This window comes from Labrenzia sp. PO1 (assembly GCF_012273635.1).
GTDB classification, from domain to species: Bacteria; Pseudomonadota; Alphaproteobacteria; order Rhizobiales; family Stappiaceae; genus Roseibium; species Roseibium algicola.
The window spans coordinates 695,450-708,889 of the sequence record NZ_JAAXCR010000004.1 but is presented as its reverse complement, the minus strand read 5'-3'; the positions used below and the strand labels follow the sequence as shown (position 1 = coordinate 708,889).

At 59.4% G+C, this 13,440-nt stretch carries 8 protein-coding genes; 1 reads left to right on the top strand and 7 read right to left on the bottom strand.

Features of this window, described 5'->3' with window-relative positions; translation table 11 throughout:
- Positions 1-754: 754 nt before the first annotated feature.
- On the top strand, positions 755-2,728 hold the full coding sequence (locus tag HCG46_RS23470) for a M23 family metallopeptidase (protein ID WP_031270257.1): 1,974 nt from the start codon (positions 755-757) through the stop codon (positions 2,726-2,728).
- 143 nt (positions 2,729-2,871) lie between these two features.
- Here the strand turns inward: HCG46_RS23470 and HCG46_RS23465 are convergent, their stop codons facing one another.
- The 7 genes from HCG46_RS23465 to prfA form a co-directional block, all read right to left on the bottom strand.
- Entirely contained in the window at positions 2,872-6,093 is a 3,222-nt protein-coding gene (locus HCG46_RS23465) for an efflux RND transporter permease subunit (RefSeq protein WP_168687530.1), read from the bottom strand.
- A complete protein-coding gene (locus tag HCG46_RS23460) occupies positions 6,090-7,118 on the bottom strand; it encodes an efflux RND transporter periplasmic adaptor subunit (protein WP_168687529.1) in 1,029 nt (342 codons plus the stop codon). Before HCG46_RS23460 ends, HCG46_RS23465 begins: the two co-directional genes overlap by 4 nt.
- A gap of 13 nt (positions 7,119-7,131) precedes the next feature.
- Complete coding sequence (locus HCG46_RS23455; RefSeq protein WP_023002994.1) at positions 7,132-7,335, bottom strand: DUF2892 domain-containing protein; 204 nt, start codon at positions 7,333-7,335, stop codon at positions 7,132-7,134.
- Between the two features lie 206 nt (positions 7,336-7,541).
- Positions 7,542-10,139, bottom strand: a complete 2,598-nt coding sequence (clpB, locus tag HCG46_RS23450; RefSeq protein ID WP_168687528.1) for an ATP-dependent chaperone ClpB — start codon at positions 10,137-10,139, stop codon at positions 7,542-7,544.
- A 255-nt stretch (positions 10,140-10,394) separates the two neighbouring features.
- Positions 10,395-11,090: a DUF4167 domain-containing protein gene (locus HCG46_RS23445; protein ID WP_088665257.1), complete on the bottom strand. Its 696-nt coding sequence runs from the start codon at positions 11,088-11,090 to the stop codon at positions 10,395-10,397.
- 391 nt (positions 11,091-11,481) lie between these two features.
- On the bottom strand, positions 11,482-12,330 hold the full coding sequence (gene prmC / locus HCG46_RS23440) for a peptide chain release factor N(5)-glutamine methyltransferase (RefSeq protein WP_055659591.1): 849 nt from the start codon (positions 12,328-12,330) through the stop codon (positions 11,482-11,484).
- 1 nt (position 12,331) lies between these two features.
- Positions 12,332-13,405: a peptide chain release factor 1 gene (gene prfA / locus HCG46_RS23435; RefSeq protein ID WP_055659594.1), complete on the bottom strand. Its 1,074-nt coding sequence runs from the start codon at positions 13,403-13,405 to the stop codon at positions 12,332-12,334.
- Positions 13,406-13,440: the final 35 nt, after the last annotated feature.

Here is a 13,440-nt window from a genome sequence, read left to right as displayed (position 1 = left end):
GCTCAATCAAATCCAACAGACCGAAATCCATCAGACCCAATCGGCTTCCTTGTTTGAAAGATCAGCGTACCTGCGTAACTCCTTAAAACCATCAGACATCCGAAAACATCCGATGATCGCAAGGCCAACGCCGCCTACGCTTCCCTTCCTTCAATAATCAAATTGTCAAAGAACCATTCGCCAGTCAGCAAATGCGGCCTGAAAGCCTTCAACCAAAGACGCCGAACCACTTCCCTGTTGCCAGGTCGATGCGGCAAAGTTGTTTGGTAGAACCAACAGCGAGGAGCGCCGTGTTGGCGGCGCCGCCGTCGATGGAGGGCGTTATACGCATGGCCTGAAGATGAGTCAACACTCTTTGTCAAAAAAGATTCACACAAGCCGAAACCTACGGATTCCCTTATCTAAATCATCGATTTAGTCCCGGAGCCTCGTCTTCTCCCGCGAATTTTTTCGATTTCTTATTGTCTTTTTTGCTCCGGGAATACGGGAATGCCCACAGCCTCCCGTATGAGCCCCCTTATAAAGAAGACACGTAGCCCTATTGCGACCACAGAACCGACAAATTCTGCTCGTAACCCACCACCTCGAAGCGGTTCTCCTCGTGGGCATCCGTGCAGAAACAATTGACGATTTAAATCAAACACTGCATGTAGCAGGATCTGTTATGTTTAGCACCGCTGAAACATACTGGCCGTGGCCCAGGGCTGCGGGCTTCGGATTCACGCGATAGCTTAAAAGGACCGGACAGGTATTAATGCATTTGGGGCCCTTCCATAGCGCGCAGACCCTACGTATAGAGTTAGGTGAAGAGCCGCCGCTGCGCGGCTACGAAGGCCGCAGTGGCATGTCCGACCGTCGGCAGGTGTCTTTGCGCTGGTTTGCAGGTACCGTCCTGACAGGCGTCACTTCACTCGTATTGATGGGTGGAGCCCTCATGGCGGCACTCGACGGTCAATACAGTGTGGAAGCCGCGCCCTCTTCCGGTGCATTTCTGAACGGCTTTGCCCTGTCCAGCGGTGGCGCCAAGGGCGATCGCGTCCTGCGCACCGCAGCCGAATATTCCAGCAAGCATGTCATCGACGTTAATGTGGTCACCCGCGAAGGGGACAGGGATCATATTCGGGTCCAGCCGCATGTCTTCGTCAGCGCAACGCTTGCGACCCGCAAGGATCCGGAACTCGCGGAGCGCATTCCCCCGTTCAATCCGTTGAACATGTTCGCGGACAATAACGATGATGATGGCGGCATCAGTGTTGCCGAAACCGGCACTCCGCTTCCAGCCGATTCCATCTATGGCGCAAAGCTGGAAAGCGAAGTCAGCATTTCGCTTGCCCCCTTCCCGTCTTCCAGCGGGGACATAGACCTCGACCGGACGCCGTCCGAAACCGAAGTTGAGCTTGCCGTTCGCGAAACCGCGCGCACTCTTTCTATTGACGCTGTCGAAATGGCGGCGAAATCCCTGGTTGATCCGGGCCGCTTCGATTTCAATCTCGCCCTGCAGCCCGACCTGGAACGCTACGCCGTGCGCATCACGCCGGAGAATGTTTCGTTCGTGTCCAAACAGGATGAGGACATCCGCTTTGCCGGAATGGACGAAAGCATCGTTCCCGTTACCAAGGACCAGGATCTGGTCGACGTCATGATGGATTATGACGCGACCGAAGATGAAGCACTTGCAATCTCGACCGCCTTCTCAAGCCTGTTCGGCATTTCGGACCTGACTGAAGGACAAAGATTGCGGATCGCCTATGCACCGTCGCCGGACGACCTGGAGCGGATGCGTCCTGAACGCGTCAGCCTCTATGAGAACACGGAGCACCGCGCTACGGTGGCCCGCTCGGACAGCGGCGCCTATATTGAGGCCAAGGAACCGAGCACGTTCCTTGCTGATGCCTTTGAAGAAGCCGACCGTGTTTCCTACGGTGGCCCGACCCCGGCAATCTACGACAGCCTCTACCAGACGGCTCTCGAACAGGACATGCCTGAAGAGATCATTAACGATCTGGTGCGCATGTTCTCCTTTGACGTCGACTTCAATGCGCGGGTCCAGCCGGGCGACGCCCTTGAGCTGTTCTTCACCGACGGCGACGACAACAGCCCGCCGAAGATCCTGTATGCCGCGCTCAACACCGGCAACACCACACGGGAATTCTACCGGTTCCGCACGCCAGACGACGGCGTGACCGATTTCTATGATGACACCGGTCAGAGCGCCAAGAAGTTTCTTATCCGCAAGCCGCTCAATGGCGGCAAGTTCCGCTCCGGTTTCGGCATGCGCCGCCACCCGATCCATGGCTACACCAAGATGCACCGCGGTGTGGACTGGTCTGCGTCGCGCGGAACGCCGATCATGGCGGCCGGGAACGGCACAATCGTCAAGGCCGGCTGGAGCTCCGGCTATGGCCGCCGTATCGAGCTGCAGCACACGAACGGCTACACCACGACCTATAACCACATGAGTGGTTTTGGCAGCGGCATCCGTGAAGGATCCAAGGTCACCCAGGGCCAGATCATCGGATATGTCGGCTCCACCGGCCTGTCGACAGGCCCGCACCTGCACTATGAAGTGCTCGTCAACGGCCGTTACATGGATCCGATGCGTATCAAGCTGCCGAAGGGCCGTACCCTGGATGGTGAAATGCGCACAGCGTTCGAAACCGAGCGCTACCGCGTCGACACCTTGCTGGACCGTGTCCGCAAGCCGTCGCGGATCGCTGCCATCAACTGACGCTCCTGAAAAACAAAGTTCGGCCGGGGCCTTCGTGCCCCGGCCGAACTTGTTCATGCCTACACTCCAGACAGGCTTCGATCATTCAATCACCGCCTGAGGGACCGGCACCAGCTTTGCGCCGGCGACAATCAACCTGCCGCTCATCCAGCTTCCGAAACTTCCTTCTGTCGTGCCTGGTCGCGGCGCAGAGCCATGTAGATCGCCGGGATCACCAGAACCGTCAGGATCGTCGATGATGCCAGACCGAACAGCAGCGAAATCGCCAGCCCCTGAAAAATCGGATCGGTCAGGATAACTGCAGCGCCGATCATGGCGGCAAGCGCTGTCAACAGGATCGGCTTGAAGCGGATTGCCCCGGCTTCCAGCAGAACGTCCAGAAGCGGTTTGTCGGGCGTGCGCGAATGCTGGATGAAATCGACCAGCAATATGGAGTTGCGCACGATGATGCCGGCAAGCGCAATGAAGCCGATCATCGATGTCGCCGTGAATGGCGCAGCAAACAGCCAGTGCCCCAGCATGATGCCGATCAGCGTCAGCGGAATTGGCGTCAGGATCACGAGCGGCAGTTTGAAGGAACCGAACTGGGCCACCACCAGGAAGTAAATGCCCAGGATCGCCACCATGAAGGCACCTCCCATGTCCCGGAAAGTGACCCAAGTGACTTCCCACTCGCCATCCCAGAGCAGGGTTGGCCGCGTTTCGTCTTCGGGCTGACCATGGAACGAGATCACCGGTTCACCGTCAGGTCCCCAATCCATGTCCTGGATCTTTTGTCCAACCGCCAGCATCCCGTAAACCGGTGCTTCGAACGCGCCTGCCAGTTCGCCGGTTACCATTTCAACCGCGCGCCCGTTGTGGCGGAACACCGGAAAGGATGTCTTTTCCCTGCGAACCGTCACCACGTCGCCAAGTTCGATCACGCCCCGGCCTCCAGGCAATGCATTGGCCGGCACCGGCGTTGCAAGCACCGCTTCACCGATCACCATGTCGCCCCTGGCTAGATGGATCCGGATCGGGATCGGATAACGCGCCCGGCCGCGGTGCGAATAACCGACCTCCGTTCCACCATAGAGGCGCCGGACGGTGTCGAAGACATCGCCCTGCTCGACCCGGTGATATTCAAGCCGGTCCTGATCGATGGCGATGCGCACCCGGTCGGCCTGGGTTCCAAAGGAATCGTCTACATCCACGATGAACGGCACGTCCTCGAAGGCCTGGCGAACCTTGCTTGCAACCGCGCGCCTGGTTTCGGCATCGGGCCCATAGATTTCCGCAAGCAGCGTCGCCAGAACCGGCGGCCCCGGGGGCGGCTCCACCACCTTCAACACGGTACCGGCGGGTAGGTCGAGACCTGCCAGCATCTCGCGGATATCCAGCGCGATGTCATGACTTGTCCGGTCCCGCTCCCCCTTCTCGGTGAGATTGATCTGCACGTCACCCTGTTCAGGCAGTGCCCGCAGATAGTAGTGGCGAACCAGTCCGTTGAAATTGAAAGGCGATGCAGTGCCGGCATAGGTCTGGAACGACAGGATTTCAGGCACCTCTCCCAAACGGGCGACAATTTCCTGAAGAACCCTGTCCGTGTCCTCGACCGAAGACCCTTCCGGCAGATCGGCAAGCACCTGCAGCTCCGCCTTGTTGTCGAATGGAAGCAGTTTCACCGTAACGTCGGTGGTATAGAACAGCGCAAGCGAACCGATTGTGCAGACGCCGACGATCAGCAGAAAGCCCCAGGCGCGCAGGCGCGAACCGATCAACGGTCTGGCGACCTTCACGTAAATACGACCCAGAGCCCCGCCATGTGCCGCAGGCGCATGGGAATGGCCTCCGCCGCGGCCAGCGAATTTCATCATCAGCCAGGGTGTCAGCATCACGGCAACAAAGAACGAAAACAGCATCGCTGCCGAAGCATTGGCAGGAATCGGCGCCATATAGGGGCCCATCAAGCCTGAAACGAACAGCATCGGCAAAAGGGCGACGATGACCGTCAGCGTTGCGATGATGGTCGGATTGCCGACTTCCGCCACCGCTTCCACCGCGGCTTGCGTCCGGCTGCGATCATCCGACATGCCCCAGTGCCGGGCGATGTTCTCGATCACCACGATGGCGTCGTCCACCAGGATGCCGATGGAAAAGATCAGGGCAAACAGGCTGACACGGTTGATGGTGTAGCCCATCAGATAGGCTGCAAAGAGCGTGAGCAGGATCGTCGTCGGGATCACCACAAGCGTCACCAGCGCTTCGCGCCACCCGATCGCCAGTGCGATCAGGACGACAATGGAGACTGTCGCAAGCCCAAGATGGAACAGCAGTTCATTGGCTTTTTCATTGGCGGTCTCACCGTAGTTCCGGGTGATCTCCATATCCACGCCTTCGGGAAAGAGATCTCCGCGAATTGCTTCAAGCCGTGAAACGATTTCATCGGAAATCACCACCGCATTGGTGCCCGGTCGTTTGCCAATGGCCAGCGACACCGCCGGGGCCAAGGTCAATGCTCCATCTTGCTTGCGAATATGGGCGACCCTGTGCTCTGCCGGTTGAGTGGCAAGGTCGATGCGGGCGACATCACGCACATAAACGGGCCGGGCATCACGAGCGGTCAGGAAGAGATTTCCGATCTCTTCGGCCGATTGCAACGTCTCCCCTGCGACCAGAACGCGCTGCTCTCCGGCCTCCCGGACATAGCCTGCGCGGAAGGACTTGTTGGCGCCCTCGATCTTGGCAGCCAGCTGCTGCAGCGTGATTCCGTAAAGCGACAGTTTTTCCGGGTCAGGTTCAACGCGAATGGCTTCCGGCTGCTCCCCGACGATGAACGTGAGACCGATGTCCGAGAGCTTGGCGATTTCGGTCTGAAGTTCACGCGCGATCCGGGTCAAACCGTTTGCCGTCCACCGTTCGGCGCCCCCCGGTGTCGGTGTCAGCGTAACGACGACAATGGCGACATCATCAATACCCCGGCCAACAATCAATGGCTCCGGAATGCCGACGGGGATCCGGTCCATGTTGGCGCGGATCTTTTCGTGCACGCGCAAGATGGCAGCGTCCGCGTCGGTCCCGACGAGAAACCGTGCCGTTACCAGCACACGGTCGTCCTGGGTCTGGGAATAGATATGCTCGACACCATCGATCGCCTTGACGATCGTCTCCAGCGGTTCCGTCACCAGTTTGACCGCATCATCCGCATTGAGGCCGTTGGCTTCCACATGAATATCGACCATAGGCACGGAGATTTGCGGTTCTTCTTCACGTGGCAGGGCGACAAGAGCAATCAGCCCGAGGGCAAGGGAAGCCATCAGGAACAGCGGGGTGAGCGGTGACCCGATGAAGGATCGGGTCAGCCATCCGGCAAGACCGAGTTTCATGGCACCATCACCCGATCACCGGCACGCAGTCCTGTCAGGATTTCGACCAGAACCGTCCCGTCGTGAAGAACATTTGCGCCTGGAACCACGGCGACATCCTGGGTGCCAGCCGCAACGGCGACCTGCACATAATCGACACCATGCCGGATCGAAAGAGCAGCTTCCGGCACCGCAATGACCTGACGCTCGCCAACGGGCACATGAACAAGGGTGCGTTCATTGACGAAATAGTCTCCCAGGCCATCGACATCGACATCCGCCGTCACCCGGCCTTCGGTAATTTCAGGATAGACCTTCACGATCGTTCCGAAGGTTTGCCGGGTTGCGGTGCTCCCGGTCTCCGCAGACTCTGGCTCGGGCTCAAGACCACGTCCACCCAGCAGGACTTTCGCCCCTGAGGTTATTTGGGCGGCATGACGCTCCGGGATGGAGAGACGCAGGAAGTATCGGCCGCTGGCAATCCGGGCGACTTCCTCACCCGGCAGAATGACCGAGCCTTCCGTGACCGGCACTGTCAGAACGCGTCCGGCATTGGGGGCCAGGATCTCGCCTTCGCTGGCGCGCTGGCGTACGACCGCCATCTCCGATTCCGCCGCGACTGTCTGGTTGGTGACAACATCGAATTGTGTGCGCACCTGGTCCAGCCGGCTTTGTGCCGCGCTGCCACGGGCAACCAGTTGCTCCACACGCTCCAACTCGGTGCGGGCATTGTGAAGCTGGGAGCGCAGAACCTCGATCCGGGCCTCCGCCGCCCCCAGCTCGAGTGCAATTTTCTCGTCAACGACCAGGGCAATGACCTGGTCAGCTGACACGACATCGCCCTCGCGCACGGAAATTGTCTTGATGGTTCCGCCAATGCGGGCGCGGGCAGGAACGACCGTCCGGCTTTTGACCTCGGCAAATACCGCCTTGGTTTCCGGTACGGTGATCGGCTCGGCCAGAAATTCACCGGCACGAGCCACCGGCGCGGCACCCGACGCTGCAGCCAGCGTCAAAAGAAAGAAAATGAAGATACCGCGTCTCATCTTGTCCTCCACCTTACGAGAAGGCCACTCCCGGTTTCATGCCGAGCTTCTTGAAAATGATTGCTGCCGGACAAAAGCCGGTGACGGATGCCTGCATCAGGTTCAAGCCGACAAAGGCGTTGAGCAGATACCAGTAGGACGAAACGTAAAACCCCAGCGCCAGGGACAAGAGCACCATGGCACCTGCAAACATCATGACTGCACGATCGACTGTCATCTGAGTCTCCTTGATCGGATCAGCCGCCCTGGGGTTTCACCGAAGCGCGGCTCTTGTTTCACATTTATGAATATATGAATACCACAGCTTTTCGCGAGCCCGTTTGACAAAACGCAAATGCCCGGGCCAATCGAGCCACAAAACGAAAAACCCGCGGAAGTGTCCTTCCGCGGGTTTCCTTTTCATATCTTTCAGCTTGCCTCAGATCAGGCGGCTGCGCTTTCCGAACCTTCCACCTGGAACATCAGGCGGTCTGACCCAGCCGTGACATCCACCGTCTGGCCGTCGAGGATTTCACCGGCAAGCAGCTTTTCGGCGAGAGGATCCTGAACGTCCTTCTGGATCACCCGTTTCAGCGGCCTCGCTCCATAGGCTGGGTCGTAGCCCTTCTGAGCCAGCCAACCGAGAGCGCCGTCGTCCAGTTTCAGCGTGATCTTGCGATCGCTGAGGAGAGCCCGCAGGCGCTCCAGCTGGATCTTGACGATATCGGCCATCTGCGCCCGCTGCAGGCGATGGAACAGCACGATCTCATCGAGACGGTTCAGGAACTCCGGACGGAAATGACCCCGCACGGCGCTCATCACCTCGTCGCGAACGGCATCCGTATCCTGACCTTCCGGCTGGTTGACCAGATACTCGGCCCCCAGGTTCGAGGTCATGATGATCAGCGTGTTGCGGAAGTCGACCGTCCGGCCCTGACCATCGGTCAGCCGACCGTCGTCCAGAACCTGCAACAGCACGTTGAACACGTCGCTATGCGCCTTTTCGATTTCGTCGAAAAGCACGACCTGATACGGGCGTCGCCGAACGGCTTCCGTCAACGCACCACCTTCCTCGTATCCGACATAGCCGGGAGGCGCGCCGATCAGACGGGAAACGGAGTGCTTCTCCATGTATTCCGACATATCGATCCGCACCATTGCGCTGTCGTCATCGAAGAGGAACGACGCAAGTGCCTTGGTCAGCTCGGTCTTGCCGACACCGGTCGGTCCGAGGAACATGAACGAGCCAATCGGCCTGTTCGGATCCTGCAGACCGGCACGCGCCCGGCGCACCGCAGTGGAAACCGCATGAATGGCTTCTGCCTGGCCAATGACCCGGTTCGCCAGCATGTCTTCCATCTGAAGCAGCTTTTCGCGCTCGCCTTCCAGCATCTTGTCGACCGGAATTCCGGTCCACTTCGAAACGACCTGGGCAATGTGAGCCGGCGTCACGGCCTCATCGACCATGGCATCGGCATCCTCTGAAGCTTCCGCTTCGGCGAGTTTGCGCTCCAGCTCCGGAACCACGCCGTAGGCAAGCTCACCAGCCTTGGCCAGATCACCGCGACGCTGCGCGATTTCCAGGTCGATGCGGGCCTGTTCCAGCTGTTCCTTGATCTTCTGTTCAAGGTTCAGCTTTTCCTTCTCGCCCTGCCAGCGGTTGCTGAGTGCCTGCGACTTTTCTTCCAGATCCGTCAGCTCCTTCTCGAGCCTGGACAGACGATCCTTTGAAGCTTCGTCGCTTTCTGCCTTCAGCGCCTCGCGCTCGATCTTGAGCTGGATGATCCGGCGATCCAGTTCGTCCAGTTCCTCCGGCTTGCTGTCGACCTGCATCCGCAGCCGGCTGGCGGCTTCGTCCACAAGATCGATCGCCTTGTCCGGCAGGAACCGGTCGGTGATGTAGCGGTTGGAAAGAGACGCTGCCGAGACGATGGCACTGTCGGTGATACGGACACCGTGATGGAGTTCGTACTTCTCCTTGATCCCGCGAAGGATCGAAACCGTGTCCTCGACCGTCGGCTCGCTCACGAACACCGGCTGGAACCGGCGCGCCAGAGCGGCATCCTTTTCGACGTGCTTGCGGTATTCGTCCAGCGTCGTCGCACCGACACAGTGCAGCTCGCCGCGCGCCAGAGCAGGCTTCAAGAGGTTGGAGGCATCCATGGCCCCATCCGCCTTGCCGGCTCCAACCAGCGTGTGCATCTCGTCGATGAACAGGATTACCTTGCCCGCGGCCGCCTGGACTTCGGACAGAACCCCCTTCAGGCGCTCCTCGAACTCACCCCGGTATTTCGCACCGGCAATCAGCGAGCCCATGTCGAGCGCAAGAAGCTGCTTGTCCTTGAGCGATTCCGGCACATCGCCATTGACGATGCGCAGCGCAAGGCCCTCGGCAATCGCAGTCTTGCCGACCCCTGGTTCACCAATCAGAACCGGGTTGTTCTTGGTACGGCGCGACAGAACCTGGATGGTCCGGCGGATTTCCTCGTCACGGCCGATCACCGGGTCGAGTTTGCCTTCCCGGGCAACCTGGGTCAGATCCCGAGCGAATTTCTTCAGCGCGTCATACTGGTTTTCGGCAGTCGCGGTATCGGCCGTCCGGCCCTGGCGAAGCTGGTTGATTGCCTCGTTCAGTCCGTTTGGCGTTATGCCGTGCCGTTTCATCAGCTTGCCGGTCTCGCTTTCGCTGTCCATGGCAAGGGCGAGCAGAAGCCGCTCCACGGTGACGAAACTGTCTCCGGCCTTGTCGGCGATCTTCTCGGCCTGCTCGAACAGGCGTGCGGTTGCCTGGCCCATGTAGAGCTGTCCGGACCCACCGGAAACTTTCGGCATCTTGTCCAGAAGGCCCTCAAGATCGCCCTTCAATGCCTTGGCGTTGCCGCCGGCACGGTCAATCAGACCACTGGCCATGCCTTCGGGATCATCCAGAAGAACCTTCAGGATGTGTTCAGGTGCGAATTGCTGATGGCCCCGCCCCAAGGCAAAGGTCTGAGCGGACTGAACAAAACCGCGCGCACGCTCAGTGTATTTTTCAAAGTTCATAAGTTACCTCCTACCCGTCCGCACCACCCGAAGCGTGGGGAACGATCTGGAATACGGACCCCTGATACGGGCATCCGCACAGCCTTTTGCAGTGCTGCTCCTCTAATATAGTGTTGCATATTCACCACAAAAGCCCCTGCGGCATCTTATTCTGTGCCGTCCGGAACGGATGTCTGCAAGCCAAACAAAAAACGGCGCCCATCATGGACGCCGTTTTATCTGTTTCAGCTTTATCGAGGCTGACTATCTACCGGATCATTCTCCGGCAGGAGCCTCGGCCGGAGCCTCTTCAGCCGCCTTGGCACGACGCGGGCGCGCGACCCGGCGGCGCGGTTTCGGCTGATCCTCTTCGTCGGAACCGCCAGAAGCTTCAGCACCCTCCGCGGCTTCCGCCGTGGCCTGGCCTGCGTCAGCCTGATCACCGGAAGCCCGGCGCGGCGTGCGCGCACGAGGTGTCCGGGGGCGGCGGCGCGGCTTTTCGTCCGCTTCGTCGTCGCCGGCTTCGGCTTTCTCTGCCTTCTGGGAAGCGCCGTTGACCTTACCTTCCTGATCGATGACAGGCATGTCGTCGATGAAAGGCTGCGGGCTGTCGGCATCCATCAGGTCGTTGTCCGAGGAGGACACGTCCTGGGAAGACCGTTCTGCGCCATTGGAGTGGCCTGAGCCATTCGTTGCCGCGGCTTCGAAACCGTCTTCGGCTTCGTTGCGGGAAGAGGCATGCGCCATCGGCTGCTGTTGCGGCTGCGCGGCAGCCACAATGCGCAGATAGTGCTCCGCATGCTGGTTATAGTTCTCGGACATCACCCGGTCGCCGGATGCCTGGGCATCCCGTGCAAGCTGCTGGTACTTCTCTGCAACGTGCATCGCAGTACCGCGGATTTTCACATCAGGACCGTTTGATTCGTAAGTCCGGGTTAACGGATTTGGGCCCTTGCGGCCCCGTCCGCGCATACGCTTATTGCTTTGATTACCTGGTCTCATCCTGCCGTTTTCTCTTAAGGAACGGCGGTCAGCTTGACGCTGACCCAACATCGGAATTGCCTAAAACCGACACGAAATACCTGCCGAAACCAACAATGCTGGTTAGCGGCTGTCATTGAAAACATACGCAGCGCGCTAAAGGCCGATGGCCAACGCGATTGTCTTTTTCTTCGACAGTCCGAAACACCGGATAGTCCGATTTGCAACGGTTTCCAAAACGCTGAAGTTGCGCCGGTTCCCAGCTGCCGGATGCGCATGCCCCGCTAAACGCTGATAACATTTCCGGTCTCGGCAAGAGGAACGTACCCGTTTCCGTTGCGATTTCCAAGTGCTTTTTCGCCTTTGGATCAAATCCGCAAAATTAGAGCCTGCGCCCCACCACAACACGGTCGTTTCCGGAAAGATCTTTAATGATTTCAATCTCTACAAAGCCATGATGACGCAGCTGTTTTTCCAGATCCTCTCCTTGATCGAAGCCGATTTCGAGAGCGATCCAACCGCCCGGACGCAGCAGCTTCACAGCATCCCCGACAATACGAACATAGGCTGTCAGGCCGTCCTCACCGCCATCAAGAGCAAGCTTCGGGTCATGCTGAATCACTTCGCGCGACAGCTCGGCGAGGACAGCGCTGCGGATATAGGGCGGGTTGCTGACAACCCAGTCGAAGCCGCTTTCCGGTCGCAGGGCGGAGGTATAGTCCGCCCGCACGGGAAGAAACCGGTCTTCCACGCCGTGCAGAGACGCGTTGCCTGCAGCACATTCAAGCGCCTGTTCCGACAGGTCCACCGCGATCATCCGGCTTCGGGGCAACTCGGCCAGCAACGTGACGGCGATCGCTCCCGTACCCGTGCCGATATCGCAGATAAACGGTGCTTCTTCAGGAGCACATCTTTCCAGCACGGCATCGATCAGGGTTTCAGTGTCCGGCCGGGGCTCCAGCGTTGCCTCGTTCAAATGAAATCGCCGGCCGTAGAAATCCCGTTCTCCGAGTATCCGGCCGACGGGCATCCCATCCAGGCGTTTCCGCGCATGGGCCTCTGCAAGTTCGGCCGCACCAGGTGCTGCCTCTTCCTGTTCTCGAAAGACAAGATCCGACAGGGGCAGCTCGAGCGCCGCGCTGACCAGAAGCCTTGCATCCAGTTCCGGTGTCGGCAAACCGGCCACCCGAAACCGGTCGCGCACGGACCGGTAAAGCTGGCCGATGGTCACCTCAGGCCTCTTCGGTTGCCAGAAGATTGGCCTGGTGGTCCAGGATCAACGGCTCGATGACTTCGCCAAGTGCTTCCCCCGAAAGGATCTGCTCCAGCTTGTAGAGCGTCAAACCGATACGATGATCCGTCACGCGGCCCTGCGGGTAGTTGTAGGTGCGGATCCGCTCGGACCGATCGCCGGACCCTACCTGCAACCGCCGGGCTTCGGTCCGCTCGCTCGCAGCCCGCTCGCGCTCCTCGTCATAGATGCGCGCCCGCAGAAGCTGCATGGCTCGCGCCTTGTTCTTGTGCTGCGAGCGTTCGTCCTGAACGGCAACGACGATACCCGTCGGCAAGTGCGTGATGCGCACTGCAGAATCGGTCGTGTTGACGTGCTGCCCACCTGCGCCGGATGCGCGATAGGTGTCGATCCTCAAGTCGCTCTCCTGAACGTCGATATCGACGTCCTCCGCCTGAGGCAGCACGGCAACGGTTGCCGCCGACGTATGAATACGTCCGCCCGACTCGGTCGCGGGCACCCGTTGCACCCGGTGAACACCGGACTCGAATTTCATCTTGGCAAAAACGTTGTCGCCGGAAACGGACGCGATCACTTCCTTGTAGCCGCCGACTTCACCTTCGCTGGCAGACAGGATTTCCACCTTCCAGCCCTGAAGTTCGGCATAACGCTGGTACATGCGGAAGAGATCTCCAGCAAAGAGAGCCGCCTCGTCGCCGCCGGTCCCTGCCCGCACTTCCAGGATGGCATCGTTGGAGTCCGCCTCGTCCTTCGGCAACAGCCCGATGCGTACATCCTGGGCCAGTTCTTCGACGCGCTCTTCCAGCTCGTCGCGCTCCATTTCGGCAAGTTCGCGCATTTCCGCGTCGGAGGACGGATCCTGCAACAGTGACTTTGCACCGGCCAGATCCTGTTCCGCCTTGATCAACGCACGGATTTTGCCGACCAACGGCTCCAGTCCGGCATATTCCCGCGACAGCTTTACATAAGCGCCCGGATCCGGATTGGCGGACATCATGTGTTCGAGTTCAGCGAACCGGTCCAGCAGGGTATCAAGTTTGTGACGCGCCAGCATACGCGCTGATTCTCCAGAAATTATCGCTTTGACGG

What these genes read in the sequence shown, in the direction of transcription:
- HCG46_RS23455 (WP_023002994.1), bottom strand. Translation starts at nt 7,335, where the DNA reads ATGACAGTCGATCGTGCAGTCATGATGTTTGCAGGTGCCATGGTGCTC.
- HCG46_RS23460 (WP_168687529.1), bottom strand. Translation starts at nt 7,118, where the DNA reads ATGAGACGCGGTATCTTCATTTTCTTTCTTTTGACGCTGGCTGCAGCG.
- HCG46_RS23465 (WP_168687530.1), bottom strand. Translation starts at nt 6,093, where the DNA reads ATGAAACTCGGTCTTGCCGGATGGCTGACCCGATCCTTCATCGGGTCA.
- prfA (WP_055659594.1), bottom strand. Translation starts at nt 13,405, where the DNA reads ATGCTGGCGCGTCACAAACTTGATACCCTGCTGGACCGGTTCGCTGAA.
- clpB (WP_168687528.1), bottom strand. Translation starts at nt 10,139, where the DNA reads ATGAACTTTGAAAAATACACTGAGCGTGCGCGCGGTTTTGTTCAGTCC.
- HCG46_RS23445 (WP_088665257.1), bottom strand. Translation starts at nt 11,090, where the DNA reads ATGCGCGGACGGGGCCGCAAGGGCCCAAATCCGTTAACCCGGACTTAC.
- HCG46_RS23470 (WP_031270257.1), top strand. Translation starts at nt 755, where the DNA reads ATGCATTTGGGGCCCTTCCATAGCGCGCAGACCCTACGTATAGAGTTA.